Here is a 16,121-nt window from a genome sequence, read left to right on the forward strand (position 1 = left end):
TCAGGCCTCCGGCGTGTTCACGCGCTCTTCGCTGGCCGCGCCCCGCGGCGAGGAGTGATTGACGGCGTCGCCGACCGGGTCGAAGACGTGGAGCCGGTCCTCGTCGACGGTGAGTTCGACGCGGTCGCCCGGTTCGATCGTGCTCCGGGGCGCGGCTTTGACCTGGATGTCGTCGCCGCCGAGGTTGCAGTGAAGCAGCAGCGACTCCCCGAGCGGTTCGGTCACGCTCACCTCCGCCTCGAACGTCTGGGCGGCGTCCCCGACGTTCCGCACGAGCGAGATGTCCTCGGGCCGGACGCCGAAGGTGCCCGAGTCGGGCCGGTCGGTGAACAGGTCCGGGGTCGGCAGCGACAGTTCGAAGCCGTCGTGTACCGCGACGACGTCGCCGTCCGCTTCGTCGAGCGTGACCGGGACGGTGTTCATCGCGGGGCTCCCGATGAACTCCGCAACGAACTGCGTATCCGGGTAGCCGTACAGGATCTGCGCCATTACCGGCAACCTTGGGACGCCAGCAAAAGAGTCCGACTATGAGCGATCCATCGTGGACCCCATCGACCTGAGAGTTCGGGACCGATTCGTATCCCCCCGTTCGATATATACGACACTATAGTAGCGGTTGCAACTGACGACACATCCGATCGCACGACGGAGCGGATCGAGTGATAGTGATTACTCTCACTGTTTACCGCCGAACGCCACCCCCGGTGACGGCGTTCGGCGGGAAGAGACGAGAGTAATCACTATCAGTGAAGACTTGCAAACGCTACTATCGGTCGTATCGGAGGCTGGAAGGTCCGACTACGAGAAAACTACTTATCAGAGCGTCGCGCCGGCATTCGATACGACGAACGCGGTCGTCGAAACTCATCGTTTCGAGCCCTCGGTAGATCGGTTTCGTCCGTTACTGCCGCTGGCCGTTCGGCGATAAATTGTTCGCTCGCTGATATCCGCCCCGGCGAGAGCGACGGTGATCGTTTCTCGGATACGGATCCCACCCTCTCGATTCCCTTCCGTCGTCGGCGCCGTGGGACACTGCCAGTCCGTAGCGGATCCGGGAGAGTGAGACTCCGCAATTCGAACTGGAATCCGGTACTATACAGTAAATATAATTTTATTTATTGTTTTCTCTGCGGAAGTAACGAATTTGTGGTTCGACAGTTCCGCGTATTCCAGGGATTCTGTGGGCCCAAGCCAAATATCGAGTCTATATTCTATACATACTTTTTTGCTTATGTTACTAACGCTATCTGATGAGGTTCGTCACGCCCACCGTCTCGGCGACGACCCACACGACGAACAGGAGATAGCCGAGCGCGAGCAGGTACGCTTCGTTGCGTGAGAGAGAGAGGTCGGTCCGGAGCGCCGCGAAGAGGAGGATCGTCGCGAGGGTCAGAACCCCCATCATCGGGACGGCCGTCGCGAAGTCGATCGGGACGCTCCCGATGATGAGCACCCCGACCGGGATCGCCACCAAGAGGTCGAAGGTATTCGAGCCGAAGACGTTCGCGAGGCTGGTGAGGCTGTTGCCGCCGCGGGCCGACCGGACGCTCACGATGAGATCCGGGAGGCTCGTGGCGGCCGCGACCACGGTGACCCCCGCGAGGAAATCCGGCACGCCGAACGAGTGAGAGAGCGCCTCGACGCTGCCGACGAGCTGTTCGACGGCGAGCAGGATGACGACGAGCCCGGCCGCGAGCAGGAGCCACCGCCGAATCACGGGAACGCCGTCGTCGACGCTCGCCGCCTCGGAGTCGGCGACGTCCTGCCACTGGATGAAGGTGTAGAGTCCGTAGAGCAGGAGCGGCAGCACCGCGAGCGGTCGGGTGATGTAGCCGACGAGCGTCGCGTCCGGTGCGGGCGCGTAGATGACCGCCAGCGCGAAGGTGACCACGAGGACCGAGACGGCGATCATATAGAACTGCGCCTCCTTGTAGACGAGCGTGCGGTTCGATTCCAGGGAGCGGTCGGAGGCGAGCCCCGAGAGCGCGGGGATCACGAGGATGTTGAAGATGGCCGAGCCGACGATCGCGCCGACGCCCATATCGAACACCCCCGCGAGGGCCGCGAACACGACGCTCGACAGCTCCGGGAAGCTCGATCCGATCGCGACGATGACCGACCCCTGCACCACCGGCGGCAGGCCGTAGTACGCCGAGAGCCGCTCGGCGGACGTTTCGAGCCACCCGCTACCGAACCAGATGAACCCCGTCGCGACGAGGACGACCACGACGTCGACGGCCGGCGAGTGAGAGAGGAGGCCGAACAGCGGCATCTATCCGGGCCGATTCGTCGCCGACGGCAAAGAGCCACCGATCGGCGCCCGGTAGAGCAGATCGTACTGGTGGGCGACGTAGGTCAGTTCGCCCGCCGCCAGTTGCGCGCGGCGCGCCGCGAGCCACGAATCCGGATCCGGCGCCGCGACCGGCGAGGACGGCACCGCCTCGGCGACGAACTCCAGGATCCGCGAGAGGAAGTACCGCTCGTCGGCCGGGTACGCGCCGGCCCGCGGCCGGACGATCCAGTCGGAACCCCCGACCGCGAGGAGCTCACCGTCCCGCCGCCGGAGCAGGTCCGCGAGGTGTCGCCCGGCGCGGACGTCGCGGCCGGGGCGGGCGTCGATGGCCGCGTGGTACGCGCGCTCGATCGCGTCGTCGTCGGGGTGGTCGGGCTGGAAGATCGTCCCGCCGTCGAAGGTGATCGGAAAGTACGCCAGCCCGCCCGGCCGGAGCGCCGACTCCGCGGCGGCGACGAGCCGCGGGAGCGGGACGAGGTCCGCGAACGCCTGGGCGACCACCAGATCGACGTCCGCGGCCGCCTCCAGGGCGTCGAGTGCGTCGCCGACCCGGAACCGAACGTCGAGGTCGGCGACGGTGAAATCCGGGGTCTCGTCGTCGCGTGGGGTGCGCTCGTTCTCGACGTCTTGGCCCGCGTGCCGGAGGGCCGCCGGCCGGACGTCGCGCGCGAACGCGACGATGCGAGGATCGGCGTCGACGCCCCGATAGCGCCCGGCGTCGACGCCCCACGAGCGCAGCCGCGGGACCGTCGCGCCCGTCCCGGAGCCGGCCTCCAGAATCTGCGGCTCCGCCGGGAGCGCCGCCAGGAGCCGGTCGCGGACGCGCGCCGAGAACGCGCGGTCGTCGACGGTGCGCTTCGCTTCGAGGTACCGCGGCCGGGCGTGATTCATCTCACTCCAGCGAGCGCCGGTGGCTCGCCCACGCGACGTCGTCCTCCCAGATCCGGACCGACAGCCCCGTCGGCGTCGCATCACCGAGCGCGTCGGCGACGCGGTCGCCGAACAGCCGCGCGAAGTGTTCGACGCTGGGGTTCAGTCCCTCGAACTCCGGGAGGTCGTTCAGGAGCGAATCGCGGTAGCGCGCCTCCAGGTCGTCGAGGATCGCCTCGACCGCGTCGATGTCGACCAGGTAGCCGTACTCGCCGAGTTCGGGCCCCGAAAAGCGGACCTCGACGGTGAAGTGGTGGCTGTGGACCTCGCCCTCGGGCCCCGGGTCGGGCACGGTGAGGAAGTGCTGGGCGACGAAGTCGCGGGTGACGGTCAGTTCGTAGGCCGGCGCGTCAGTGGATGGGCGTTCGTGTGTCATCGGTGTAGGGAAGCGCGGGAGCGCAGTCGCCTCACGGATACGTCAGGAGGACTTGGAGGGCGCCGTCGGCGCGGTCGTCCAGGAGCCGGTACGCCTCGGGCGCGTCGTCGAACGGGATCCGGTGGGTGACGAGCGACTTCGCGTCGATCTCACACAGGCGATCGAGCGCGGTCTCGGCGCGGCGGGCCTTCGTCCAGCGGCCGCGGGTCTCCGGCGCGAGCGTGCTGACCTGGCTCGACTCGAACGAGATCCGGTCGCGGTGGAAGTCCGCGCCGAGGTCGAGCACCGCCGGCTCGTCGCCGTACCACGACCCGACGACGACGCGGCCGTCGTAGCCCACCGCGTCGACCGCGTCGTCGAGCGTCGCCGGACGGCCGGAGAGTTCGTACACGAGGTCGGCGCCCTCGCGGTCGGCGTCCGCATCGAGCGCCCCGTCGAACTCCGCCGGCGGCACGGCGACGTCGGCGCCGAAGTCGCGGGCGCGCGCCCGGCGCTCGGGGATCGGCTCGACCGCGATCAGGCGTCCGAGCGGGAACGACGCGAGGACGGCGATCGTACACAGTCCGACGACGCCGGCGCCGAAGACGACGACGTCCTCGCCGATCCGCGGCCGGCCGTCGAGGACGAGCGACGTCGCGGTCTCCACGGAGGGAAACAGCGCCATCCCCTCGGCGTCGACGCCGTCGGGGAGCGGGACGGCGAGGTCGGTCGGGACGGCGAACCGCGTCTCGTGGGGGTTGAACGCGAAGACCGTGCGGTCGGCCCAGTCGTCGTCGACCGCCTCGCCGACCGCGACGACGTCGCCGACGGCCGCGTAGCCGTAGCGCAGCGGAAACGAGAGGTCGCCCTCCAGGGTGTCGAGGGTCTCGTCGGCCGGGAGGTCCGTCGGCGCCTCGCCCCGGTAGATGAGGAGTTCGGTCCCGGCGCTGACCGCCGAAACGCGGGTCTCGACGCAGATCTCGTCGGGGGCCGGCTCGACGCTCGTCCGTCTGACGCTCGTCTCGTACGGCCCGGTGAAGTACAGCGATCGTCTGTTCATCGTGGGCTGGACGCCGGCGGTCCGATCGCCGGACGCGCGGGCGGCGAGTGACGTCAGTCACACAGGACTACGGTGTAATCAGCCTATCGGCCGCGCGGATCGCGTCTCGGGAGCCGTCCCGACCGCGCTCGTCAGGAGGTGCTCTCGGGGGCCTGCCGGAGGTCGTAGAGGCGGCTGAAGAGCCGCGCGGGAAACCGCAGTTCGAGTCGGCTCGGGGGGCGGCCCTTCCCGCCGTGGCCCTCGGCCTGCACCCGATCGAGGACGCCGACCTCGGCCAGTTCGTAGAGGAACCGCTTTACCGTCCCCCGAGAGAGGTCCAGGTCCGGGCTGTCGCTGATCGCGTCGGTGGTGTCCGCGACGGACGCTCGCGCCGCGGAGTCGAGGTCGACGAGCTCTCTGAGCACCCGCTGTTTGTTCTCCGGGAGCGACTGCATCCGTGCCAGCGACACCGACGGACGCGGGATCTCATCGATCGCGGCCTCGACGTCCTCGTCGCGGAGGCGCGTCCTGTTCGCCCGGTCCGCGCGGTCGGCCGCGAGGAACAGGGCCGCCAGGGCGTCGTGGGCGTTGCCCTCGGCCCACTCGGCGATCCGGCGGGCCTGGTCGTGATCGAGCCCCTGTCGGGTGAAGCCCGCGGAGGCGCGGGTCATCAGCACGTCGACGAGCATCTGTCGCTGGTAGCGGCCGATCTCGATCGACGTCGCGGTGTAGGTGGTCAGGTCGGTCTCCGCGGGCGGCGTGCGGCTGATCGCGAGCCAGCTCACGTTGCTCGGCAGGCTGGAGAGCCGATCGAGGAGGCCCTCCGTGTCGACGCCCTCGGGTTCGTCCACGTGGTCGATGGCCACGACCGCGCCCGCGGTCCAGCCGCTGAGGGCGCGGTGCAGTTTGTCCAGGAGCTCGTCGGTGCTGATGCCGTGCTGGGGGATCGACTCCTCGACGCAGCCGTCGAGGATCCGGTGGTAGAAGGCGAACTCGCTCGCGGTCTCGCGCAGATCCAGGTAGACGAACTCCGGGATCGAGGGCGACCGGGCGCGCGTGCTCGTGTGGATCACGGCGTCCGACTGCGTCGAGAGGCGCGTCAGGCGCGCGAAGAGCGCCGTGATGATGGCCGACTTCCCCGCACCGTACGCACCGTGGACGTACGCGTTCGGCGGCAGCGTCCCGTCGAAGACGGGATCGAGGTGATCGAGCAGCCGCTCGAAGGCCGGGCCCCGGTCGGAGGGATTTTCGATGTGGGCGGCCGGCGACAGCGCCTCGTAGTCCCGAATCAGCCGCTTTTCGCCCTCGCGTCTTTGTCGTCGTTTGATCCGCGCGTCGAGGTCCATAGCTGTATCGTATTTTCTTACCAGCGTCTTTTCGCACCTAGTAAAAAGGTGCTTCGCTCGCGCACGCCCCTTGGACGGCGTCCCGGCGGTCGGTGTCGCCGCCGAGCGGTCGGCTTGGCGAGCGGGCGGGCGCGGACGGGGCGGCGGTGCATCGGTGGCTCCGGAGTCCGGATCGGTCAGACGCTCGCTCTGCGGCTCGGTCGGTCAGGCGCTCGGTCCGAGGAAACGGAGAGAGGGCGCTGTTTCACAGTGATCACTCTCGTCTCTTCCCGCCGAATACCGCCCCCGATGACGGCGTTCGACGGTAAACAGCGAGAGTAACCACTATCAGGGCAGCGGCACCCAGGCCGCGCTCGGGAAGACGCCCGCGAAGTAGAGCAGCGCGATCGCGAACGTGTTGATCACGATCGCCGCCGCGGGCGGGTCGAAGTGGGTGTCGGAGTGCGAGTAGAAGATCCGCTGGATGACCTCGCCGGTCAGCGCGCCCGTGAGGCCGAACAGACCCCCGATCAGGACCGAGGGCAGGATCGCCATCGATCCGACGCCGCCGGCGAACGCGACGGCCGCGGTCGCGCCCGGCAGCGTCATATGGTGGGTGACGGGGATCTGTTCGACGCCGCAGTTGAGGAAGACGAGCGACGCCGCGCTGATCCCGAAGCCGAGGAAGATGCTCCCCGTCTGGACCGTCGTGTACGCGGCGAGGATCCCGGTGACGAGGCCGATCATCGCGACGTTGGGCCACTCGTACTGGTGGGGCAGCCACGGCTCGACCGCGAGCCGCTCTGCGACGGCACCCCCGTCGGCGACCTCGCCGCCGTCGGCGATGGCTTCACCGCCTTCGGCGGTCTGGACCATCTCCTCGCGCTCGAACGGCGACATATCGAACAGCGAGCGTCCGTGTGCGTCGCCGACGAGCGGGTAGTTCAGCACGAGCCGGTGGAAGACCGCCGAGAGGACGACGCCCATCGCGATGGGGTCCCACGGCAGGCCGAGCCCGCCGGAGACCTGGCGGATGATCATCCCGAGGATGCCGAAGAGCCCGCCGACCGCGAGAACGTCGGGCTTGGTCCCGAGCGCGTGGGCGATGTTCTTCGCCTCGTGGAAGTCGAAGCCGGTGTCCATATACCCCTTCCGAGCGGCGTAGGCCGCGGCGGCCGCGCCGCCGGCGAAGGAGACGTGCGGGCCGAAGACCGGGCCGAACGCGACGAAGCCGGTGATTCCGGTCCCGACCTGCCCGGAGAGCTCGCCGGTGAGGTCGCTCGCGAGCGTGTTGACGGCCTCGCCGGCGATCACCATGAAGCCGGTGAAGATGAACGCCGGGAGCGCGCCGAGCGCCGCGCCGAACGCGCCGCCCGCGAAGGCGGCGATCGCGAGCGCGATCCAGTCCTGTAGCCCCATTCCGAATAGCAACTGGAGCGTCACCATCGTCAGTCACTCCCCTCGTCCTGGGCCCAGTCGAGCGAGCGCTCGACCGCGTCGTCCCACCGGCTGTACAGCCCGTCGGCCTCGTCCTCGCTCATCTCGGGGGCGAACTCCTTGTCGACCTGCCAGTTCGACCGGAGCTGGTCGAGGTTGTCCCAGTAGCCGACCGCGAGACCCGCAGCGTACGCCGAGCCAAGCGCGGTCGTCTCGTCGACCTCCGGCCGGGCGATCTCGGTCTGGATGATGTCCGACTGGAGCTGGCAGAGGAAGTTGTTCTTGACCGCGCCGCCGTCGACGCGGAGGCTCGTCATCTCGACGCCGGAGTCGGCCTCCATCGCCTCCGCGATGTCGCGGGTCTGGTAGGCGATCGACTCCAGGGTCGCGCGGACGAGGTGCGCCTTCTCCGTGCCGCGGGTCATCCCGACGATCGTCCCGCGTGCGCGGCCGTCCCAGTGCGGCGCGCCCAGGCCCGTGAACGCCGGGACCATGTAGACCCCGTCGGTGGAGTCGACAGAGCGCGCGAGTTCGGCCGTCTGGGCCGCGTTGTTGATGAGATCGACGTCTTCGAGCCACTCGATGGCCGCGCCGGTGACGAAGATCGATCCCTCCAGGGCGTACTGGACCGGCTCGCCCGATCGTTGGAACCCGATCGTCGTCAGGAGGCCGTGGTTGGACTCGACGGCCTCGTTGCCGGTGTTCATCAGGTAGAACGAGCCCGTGCCGTAGGTGTTCTTCGCGTCGCCCGCGTCGAAACAGGTCTGGCCGAATAGCGCCGCCTGCTGGTCGCCGAGCGCGCCGGCGACGGGAACCTCCTCGCCGAGGAAGCCCTCCGGGTCGGTGTGGCCGTAGTAGTCGGTGTCCGACGACGGCCGGACCTCGGGGAGCATCGTCTCAGGGACGCCGAACTCCTCGAGGAGGTCGTCGTCCCATTCGAGGTCGTGGATGTTGTACAGCATCGTCCGCGAGGCGTTCGTCACGTCCGTGATGTGGTTGCCGGTGAGGTTGTAGATGAGCCAAGTGTCGATCGTGCCCATCAGGAGCTCGCCGTCGGACGCGCGAGCGCGCGGATCGTCCGAACGGACGTGGTCGAGCTTCAGCGGTTCAGCGTTGTCGAGGAGCCACTCGGTCTTGGTCGCCGAGAAGTACGCGTCCGCTTCGAGTCCGGTCTTGCCGCGGATCCACTCGATCTTGTCCTCGGCCTCCAGTTCCTCGACGCGGTCTGTGGTCCGGCGGTCCTGCCACACCAGGGCGTTGTGGACTGGCTTTCCGGTCTCGCGGTCCCAGACGATCGTCGTCTCGCGCTGGTTCGTGATCCCGAGCGCCTCCAATTGAGAGGCGTCGATGCCCGCCTGCTTGAGCCCGTTCGTGACGACCTCTTTGGTGTTCTCCCAGATCTCGACCGGGTCGTGTTCGACCCAACCGGGATTGGGGTAGATCTGTTCGTGCTTCTCGTAGTCGTTGGCGACGACCCGTCCACTGTGGTCGAAGACCATGAACCGCGTGCCAGTGGTCCCCTGATCGATCGCGCCCACGTATGTGTCTGCCATTGTTTCACTCACCGTCCGGCGACATTTTGACTGCCGTTGCCGCCTTAATAATGAACAATATACCAAGACCTAATAAAAGTTATCCAAGGCGGCATATTGGTAGTAAAGATGATTTAGAGCGGCCAAAATCCGACAAAATAGACCGAAGAGCGATATCCGACCGCGACGCCGGCGGGCGATTATCCCGCCGGATCGTATCAATCAGACCGACGGAAGGGCCGGCGATTCGCTCCGGAGCCTCGATGAGATCGGCCTTTCCACGGCGTCCGCGTTCGACGCAGCGCGTCTCCCAGGGAAAACATTTATTTTTACTATAGGATGCTATTCATCGATGAAATAAAGTAGGGCGACCCCAAACCGTGTGAGTACGAATGGCATCGGCACCACACATCGTCGTCATCGGCGGCGGGTCGACCGGGACGGGCATCACGCGCGACCTCGCGATGCGAGGGCTCGACGTGACGCTCGTCGAGCAGGGGAATCTGACGCACGGCACGACGGGCCGGATGCACGGGCTGCTCCACAGCGGCGGACGGTACGCGGTCTCCGACCAGGCGAGCGCCGAAGAGTGCATCGAGGAGAACCGGGTCCTCCGCGACATCGCCAGCCACTGCGTCGAGCTGACCGGCGGGCTGTTCGTCAAGCGTCCCGAGGACACAGAAGAGTACTTCCAGGAGAAACTGGAGGGCTGCGAGACCTGCGGCATCCCCGCGGAGGTGCTCACCGGCGAGGAGGCCCGCGAGCTGGAACCGCACCTCGCGCCCGACATCGACAAGGCGATCTCGGTCCCCGACGGCGCGGTCGATCCCTTCAGGCTCGTCGTCGCCAACGCCGCCAGCGCCCAGGAGCACGGCGCGCGCATCGAGACCCACTCGGAGGTGACGGACCTGCTCGTCGAGGACGGCGAGGTGGTCGGCGTCGAGGTCGAACACGCCTCCGGCTCCGGGAAGCGCGTCCACGGCACCGCGGGCGGCACCGAGGAGATCCGCGCCGACTACGTCGTGAACGCGACGGGCGCGTGGGCGGGCCAGATCGGCGAGATGGCCGGCGTCGACATCGAGGTCCGGCCCTCCAAGGGCGTGATGACGATCATGAACGTCCGGCAGGTCGACACCGTCATCAACCGCTGTCGGCCGAAGGGCGACGCCGACATCGTCGTCCCCCACGAGACGACCTGCATCCTCGGGACGACGGACGAGGAGGTCGACGACCCCGAGGACTACCCCGAGGAGGGCTGGGAGGTCGACCTGATGATCGAGACGCTCTCGGAGCTGGTCCCGATGCTGGAGGCCGCGCGGACGATCCGCTCCTTCTGGGGGGTCCGCCCGCTGTACGAGCCCCCGGACGTCGGCAGCGACGACCCCACCGACATCACGCGGGACTACTTCCTCCTCGACCACGAGGAGCGCGACGACCTGGGCGGGCTGACCAGCATCGTCGGCGGGAAGTTCACCACCTACCGGATGATGGCCGAGGAGATCGCAGACCACGTCTGCGGGAAGTTCGGCGTCGACGCCGACTGCCGGACCGCCGAGGTGCCCCTCCCGGGCAGCGAGGACTTCTCGGTCCTCCGGGACTACATGGACGAGTTCGGCCTCCGCTCGCCGATCGGGCGGCGGAGCGTCGAACGCCTCGGCTCGTGCGCCGAGGAGGTGCTCGACGTCTCGGGGCCGAATCCCACGATCTGCGCCTGCGAGGGCGTCACGCGCGCCGAGGTTCAGGACGCCATCTCCCAGTCCGGCACCGATCTCAACGCCGTCCGGATCCGGACGCGAGCGTCGATGGGCAACTGCCAGGGCGGCTTCTGTTCCCACCGGCTGGCGAGCGAACTCCACGGCGACTACGACGAGCCCACGACCCGGCAGGCGTGGGACGAGCTGTTGCAGGAGCGCTGGAAGGGCCAGCGCCACGCGCTGTGGGGCGAACAGCTCTCTCAGGCGATGCTGAACTACGCGCTGCACGCGGCGACGCAGAACCGCGACCGCGACCCGGCCGACCGCGGCGAAAGCGGGGGCGAGGCCGAAATCGACTACGGCGCGTTCGACGCCGGGGAGTCCGACGACGCTCGGGCCGGCGGCACGGACGGCGAAAGCGCCGTCGCCGACGGGGGGAACGAGCGTGGCTATTGACTCCGAGGTTCTGGTGATCGGCGGCGGCCTCGCCGGGATCACCAGCGCGCTCTCGGCCGCCCGCGCGGGCGCCGACGTTCGCCTCGTCTCCTACAAGCAGAGCACGCTCCGACACGCCTCCGGACTCGTCGACCTCCTGGGCTACGCGCCCGACGGCGAGGGCCCGCTCGCCGATCCCTACGCGGCGATTCCGAGGCTCCCCGAATCGCACCCGTACCGGACCGTCGGCGTCGACGGGGTGCGAGAGGCGATGGCGCTCTTCGACGACGTCGCCGGGGACTATCGGGGCGGCCACACCGACGCCAACGCGCTCGTTCCCACCCACGGCGGCACGGTCAAGCCGACCGCGCGCTACCCCGCGAGCGCGGCCGCCGGCCTCGCGAGCGACGACCGCGACGTCCTGCTCGTCGGCTTCGAGTCGCTCTCGGACCTCGACGCGCCGCACGTCGCCGCCCACCTCCGCGCGGCCGGCGTCCCCTTCGACGTCCGCGGCGTCACGGTCCGCTTCCCCGGCGACCTCAACGCCGACGCGAAGGTCACGCGCTACGCGAAACTGCTCGACACCGACGGGTCGGTGACCGTCCGCGGCCGCGAGCGGCCCGCCCGCGACGCGCTCGCCGAGCGCGTGAACACCGAACTGGAGGGCGAGGCGCGCGTCGGCTTCCCGGCGGTCCTCGGCGACGACGCGGCCCGAGACGTCCGGGAGTCGCTCGCCGATCGCCTCGGCGCCGACGTCTTCGAGGTCCCGATGGGGCCGCCGTCGCTGCCGGGGCTCCGGCTCGAAGACGCGCTCTTCGACGCGCTCGACGCCGCGGGCGCGCGCTTCGAGACCGGAAATCCCGTCGTCGGCTACGACGCCGACGGCGACAGCGTCGCCAGCGTCTCCGTCGAGAAGAACGGCGCCGAGATCCCCTACGCGGCCGACGAGTACGTCCTCGCGACCGGCGGGCTCGTCGGCAAGGGCGTCGAGTCCGAGCGCGACCGCGTCTACGAGCCGATCTTCGACTGCAACGTCTCCCACCCCGAGGACCGCTACGAGTGGTCGGACTTCGACGTGTTCGGCGACCACGCCTTCGCGCGGTTCGGCGTGCGCACCGACGGCGACCTGCGGCCGCTGGATGGCGACGGCGCGCCGGAGTTCGAGAACCTCGGGGCCGCCGGCGCGGTGCTCGGCGGCCACGACTTCGCGGCCGAGAAATCCGGGAGCGGGGTGTCGATCGCGACGGGCTACGCCGCGGGCCGAAACGCGGCGCGGAGGGCACGATCACGATGAGCGACGCAGAATCTCCAGCAGACTTCGAACCCATCGAACCGAACGCGGGCGAGGACTTCGAGCCGGTCGACGTCTTCCCCGACAGCACCGACTTCGACCTCCGCCCCGGCGCGGACTCCTGCTACAAGTGCTCGGTCTGCGATACGAACTGCCCGGTCGCGGAGGTCGACGACGACTTCCCCGGGCCGAAGTTCCAGGGCCCCGAGCAGTGGCGGCTCAAGCAGCAGGACGACGACTACGGCGTCGACGAGTCCGTGATGGACTGCTCGAACTGTATGCGCTGCGACAGCGCCTGCCCCTCCGGCGTCCCGCTCTCGCAGATGCACAACACCGCACGCGGGGAGTACGTCGAAGAGGAGATGTCCAGGCTCTCCGTCGAGTACTGGCGCAACCGCGTCCTCGCGAACTACCGCACGTCGGCGTGGCTGGCGAGCAAGGCCCCGCGACTGGCGAACGTCGCGATGAACTTCGGGCCCGCGCGGTGGCTGATGGAGAAGGCTATGGGAATCACGAGCGAGCGCGACTTCCCCGCGTTCGCCACGGAGACCTTCCGAGAGTGGTGGGAGCGCCGGGGCGCCGCGGCCGGCTCCCGCGAGCGCGCACAGGAGCACCGCGAGCGCCGCGGCGAGCCCCGCGACGCCGACAAGCGGGTCGCGTACTTCCACGGCTGTTACTCCAACTACAACACCCCCGAGGTGGGCAAGTCGATGGTCAGGGTCTTCGAGCACTTCGGCTACGAGGTCGTCGTCCCCGAGCAGGGCTGTTCGGGCACGCCGATGTTCGCCAACGGGATGCTCTCCGACGCCCGCCGCCACGCCGAGGTCAACGTCTCGTCGTTCGCGGACCTCGTCGACCAGGGCTACGACGCCATCGCCTCCTGTACCTCCTGTTCGATGGCGCTCCGCCAGGAGTACCCCGAACTGTTCGACATCGACGGCATCGACGACGTCGCGAGACACACCTTCGAGTCCGTGGAGTACCTCCGGATCCACGAGGACCTCCGCGAGGAACTCCGAGAGGCGGACGTCGACGGCGACCTCGCGCGGGAGTTCGCCTACCACGCGCCGTGTCACGCGCGGAATCAGGGGCTCGAACGCCAGGCGGTCGAGCTCTTCCGCGACCTCGACGGCGTCGACGTCGCGGACGTCGGCGACTCCTGTTCGGGCATCTCCGGCACCTACGGCTGGAAGGACGAGAAGTACGAGAAGTCGATGGCGATCGGCGAGGAGATGTTCGAGCACATGGAGGCCACAGAGGGCGAGACCGGGATGACCGAGTGCCCGACGTGCGCGATGCAGATGGAACACGGGACCGGCTACGAGATCAGACACCCGCTGGAACTGCTCGACGCCGCGCTCGTCGAGTGAGCCAGTAGAGACCGAAGGCGGCGGGGCCGGGAAGATACCGGCGGGCGCTTCCGAGGTGTCCGGAGCCGCCGAAAAATACAATGTGAATTGTCTGTACCGTAGCTGTGTGTGTTCCGATCCGGCGCGGACACGGGGCCGACCGACGGCGGCCGGGCGTCCGTCGACGGCGGCGCGTGCTCGCGTCCCGAACCGGACGACGACAGAACAGCGCGGACGAACAGCCGACGACCCACCGGTGACCGATGAGTAGCCACGACGAGCGCGCGCCGGAGGCCGAACTCGGCCTGCTGGACGCGACGATGATCGGGATGGGCGCGATGATCGGCGCGGGGATCTTCGTCCTGACGGGCCTGGCCGCCGAGATCGCCGGCCCCGCCGCGATCCTGGTGTTCGTCCTCAACGGCGTCGTCACCGCGTTCACCGGGCTCTCCTACGCCGAGCTGGCGAGCGCGATCCCGAAGAGCGGCGGCGGGTACGCCTTCGTCAACGAGACCTTCGAGGCGCTGCCCTCCTTCCTGATGGGCTGGATGCTCTGGTTCGCGTACATGATCGCCGGCGCGCTCTACGCGCTGGGGTTCGCGCCGAACTTTATCGAGCTCCTGCACGTCTACGGCATCGTCCCGCCGCCGGACCAGGTCGGCGCCGTCGCCCTCCCGATCCTGGACGCCGCCGTCCCGCTCGGCTTCGGGCTCGCGCTCGTCGCGGTCGCGCTGTTCGTCGGCCTCAACGCCGTCTCGACCGCCGCCAGCGGGAGCGTCGAGACGATCTTCACCGCGACGAAGGTGACGATCCTCCTGATCTTCGTCGGCTTCGGTGTCGCCTCGCCGATGTTCTCGTCCGCGGAGTTCCAGCCGCTCTTCCCCGAGGCCTCGGGCGCGTTCGCGATCCTCCCGGCGATGGGTCTGACGTTCATCGCCTTCGAGGGGTACGACCTCATCACGACCGTGACCGAGGAGGTCAAGAACCCGAGGGAGAACATCCCGAAGGCGATCTTCGTTAGCCTCGCGGCGACCGTCGTGGTATACATGGCCGTCGTCACGGTCGCCATCGGGACGCTCGGCGCCGACGGGCTCGCGGCGGCCGGCGAGGCCGGCATCGCGGCGGCCGCGACGGAGTTCATGCCGACCGGGATCCCCGTGATCAAGAACGGCGGCGCGGTGATCGTCTTCGGCGCGGTCTTCTCGACGCTGACCGCGCTGAACGCGGTCGTGATCGCCTCCTCGCGCGTCGCGTTCTCGATGGGCCGCGAGGGCCAGCTGCTCCCGTCGTTCGGGCAGATCCACCACCGCTTCGGGACGCCCTTCGTCGCCATCCTCGCGAGCGCGGTGGTGATGCTCGGCTCGGTCGCGCTGCCGACGAAGAGCGCCGGCAATATGTCGAGCCTGTTCTTCCTGCTCTCCTTCGTCGTGGTCAACGGCGCGGTGATCAAGCTCCGGCGGGAGCGGCCGAACCTGAACCGACCGTACGAGATGCCGTACTACCCCGTGCCGCCGATCCTGGGAATCGTGCTGAATCTGGTGCTGACCGGCGTGCTCGTGGAGTACCTGATCCGGACCGATCCGACGGCGCTGGTCCTCAGCGTCGCGTGGATCCTGCTCGGCGCGGTCGTCTACGTCGCCCTGGACCGATACCGGGCGCGGGGGACCGAGACGGACGCGGAACCGACCGCCGACGGCGAACCGATCGCGGAGGACTGACGCGCGGATGCTGAAGATCGCACCCCCGAACCCAAACTCGAACCCGAATCCGAACCTGAAACCAAACCAATGACGAGCAAACAGGACATCATCGTCGCCGGCGGCGGGCGCGTCGGACTCCAGACCGCCCGACTGCTCGCCGACCGCGACAACGACGTATCGATCATCGAACCCGATCCGGACGTCGTCGACGAAATCGCCGACGAGTGGATCGCGACCGTGATCCGCGGGGACGCGTCGACGCCGGACATCCAGAAGCAGGCGGGCGTCGAGGGGGCCGACGCCATCGCCGCGCTCACGGGCCACGCGGGGCTGAACCTCGCGATCTGCCTGGTCGCGAAGGAGCTCAACCCCGAGATCAGGACGGTGACCCGGATCGAGGAGGCGACCGGCGAGGCCTACGCGGAGTTCGTCGACGGCGTGGTGTTTCCCGAACACGCCGGCGCCCGCGTGGCCGCGAACGAGATCGTCGGCAGCGACGTGCAGACCCTCGCGGACGTGACCGGGCGGATCGACGTGATGCAGATCCGGGCCCAGGAGGGCGCGCCGGCCGCGGGCAAGACGCTCTCTGAGGTCCGCTTCCCCGCGGGCGCGCTCGTCGTCTCCGGCGAGGAGGGCGAGCAGATCGCCCAGCCGGAGACGGTCATAGAGCCCGGCAAACGCTACGTCGTCGCCGTCGATCCCGACGTCGCCGACGAGGTGATGAATCTGCTCCGAGGGTAG

The 16,121-nt window shown here is 68.6% G+C and carries 13 protein-coding genes; 5 read left to right on the forward strand and 8 right to left on the reverse strand.

Annotation, left to right across the window (positions count from 1 at the left end):
* The 8 genes from ACQUQ0_RS05810 to glpK all read right to left on the reverse strand — a co-directional run bounded on the left by ACQUQ0_RS05810 (position 1) and on the right by glpK (position 8,932).
* The gene (locus tag ACQUQ0_RS05810; RefSeq protein ID WP_435183753.1) at positions 1–489 is read right to left on the reverse strand and encodes a TOBE domain-containing protein; all 489 of its coding nucleotides are present in this window, start codon (positions 487–489) and stop codon (positions 1–3) included.
* Positions 490–1,243: 754 nt separating this feature from the next.
* Positions 1,244–2,272: a sodium:calcium antiporter gene (locus ACQUQ0_RS05815; RefSeq protein WP_435183755.1), complete on the reverse strand. Its 1,029-nt coding sequence runs from the start codon at positions 2,270–2,272 to the stop codon at positions 1,244–1,246.
* Complete coding sequence (locus ACQUQ0_RS05820; protein WP_435183757.1) at positions 2,273–3,184, reverse strand: class I SAM-dependent methyltransferase; 912 nt, start codon at positions 3,182–3,184, stop codon at positions 2,273–2,275. It abuts the gene before it with no gap.
* Position 3,185: 1 nt separating this feature from the next.
* Positions 3,186–3,599: a 6-pyruvoyl trahydropterin synthase family protein gene (locus tag ACQUQ0_RS05825; RefSeq protein WP_435183759.1), complete on the reverse strand. Its 414-nt coding sequence runs from the start codon at positions 3,597–3,599 to the stop codon at positions 3,186–3,188.
* A gap of 31 nt (positions 3,600–3,630) precedes the next feature.
* The gene (locus ACQUQ0_RS05830) at positions 3,631–4,638 is read right to left on the reverse strand and encodes a zinc-dependent alcohol dehydrogenase (RefSeq protein WP_435183761.1); all 1,008 of its coding nucleotides are present in this window, start codon (positions 4,636–4,638) and stop codon (positions 3,631–3,633) included.
* Positions 4,639–4,769: 131 nt separating this feature from the next.
* Complete coding sequence (locus ACQUQ0_RS05835) at positions 4,770–5,963, reverse strand: Cdc6/Cdc18 family protein (protein ID WP_435183763.1); 1,194 nt, start codon at positions 5,961–5,963, stop codon at positions 4,770–4,772.
* Positions 5,964–6,290: 327 nt separating this feature from the next.
* The gene (locus ACQUQ0_RS05840) at positions 6,291–7,388 is read right to left on the reverse strand and encodes a hypothetical protein (protein ID WP_435183764.1); all 1,098 of its coding nucleotides are present in this window, start codon (positions 7,386–7,388) and stop codon (positions 6,291–6,293) included.
* Between the two features lie 2 nt (positions 7,389–7,390).
* Positions 7,391–8,932 carry a glycerol kinase GlpK gene (glpK, locus tag ACQUQ0_RS05845; protein ID WP_435183765.1) on the reverse strand — a complete coding sequence of 514 codons (1,542 nt, stop codon included), beginning with the start codon at positions 8,930–8,932 and terminating at the stop codon, positions 7,391–7,393.
* Positions 8,933–9,303: 371 nt separating this feature from the next.
* On the opposite strand from glpK, the gene glpA reads away from it, so the two are divergent.
* The 5 genes from glpA to ACQUQ0_RS05870 all read left to right on the forward strand — a co-directional run bounded on the left by glpA (position 9,304) and on the right by ACQUQ0_RS05870 (position 16,121).
* Positions 9,304–11,061 carry an anaerobic glycerol-3-phosphate dehydrogenase subunit GlpA gene (gene glpA, locus ACQUQ0_RS05850; RefSeq protein WP_435183766.1) on the forward strand — a complete coding sequence of 586 codons (1,758 nt, stop codon included), beginning with the start codon at positions 9,304–9,306 and terminating at the stop codon, positions 11,059–11,061.
* Positions 11,051–12,334: a glycerol-3-phosphate dehydrogenase subunit GlpB gene (gene glpB / locus ACQUQ0_RS05855; protein WP_435183768.1), complete on the forward strand. Its 1,284-nt coding sequence runs from the start codon at positions 11,051–11,053 to the stop codon at positions 12,332–12,334. The genes glpA and glpB overlap by 11 nt, the downstream gene beginning before the upstream one ends.
* On the forward strand, positions 12,331–13,701 hold the full coding sequence (locus ACQUQ0_RS05860; RefSeq protein WP_435183769.1) for an anaerobic glycerol-3-phosphate dehydrogenase subunit C: 1,371 nt from the start codon (positions 12,331–12,333) through the stop codon (positions 13,699–13,701). The genes glpB and ACQUQ0_RS05860 overlap by 4 nt, the downstream gene beginning before the upstream one ends.
* 242 nt (positions 13,702–13,943) lie before the next feature.
* Entirely contained in the window at positions 13,944–15,398 is a 1,455-nt protein-coding gene (locus ACQUQ0_RS05865; protein WP_435183770.1) for an APC family permease, read from the forward strand.
* Between the two features lie 69 nt (positions 15,399–15,467).
* Positions 15,468–16,121: a potassium channel family protein gene (locus tag ACQUQ0_RS05870; RefSeq protein ID WP_435183771.1), complete on the forward strand. Its 654-nt coding sequence runs from the start codon at positions 15,468–15,470 to the stop codon at positions 16,119–16,121.

The sequence above is a fragment of the Halobellus sp. EA9 genome (assembly GCF_051195055.1).
GTDB lineage: Archaea > Halobacteriota > Halobacteria > Halobacteriales > Haloferacaceae > Haloquadratum > Haloquadratum rubicundus.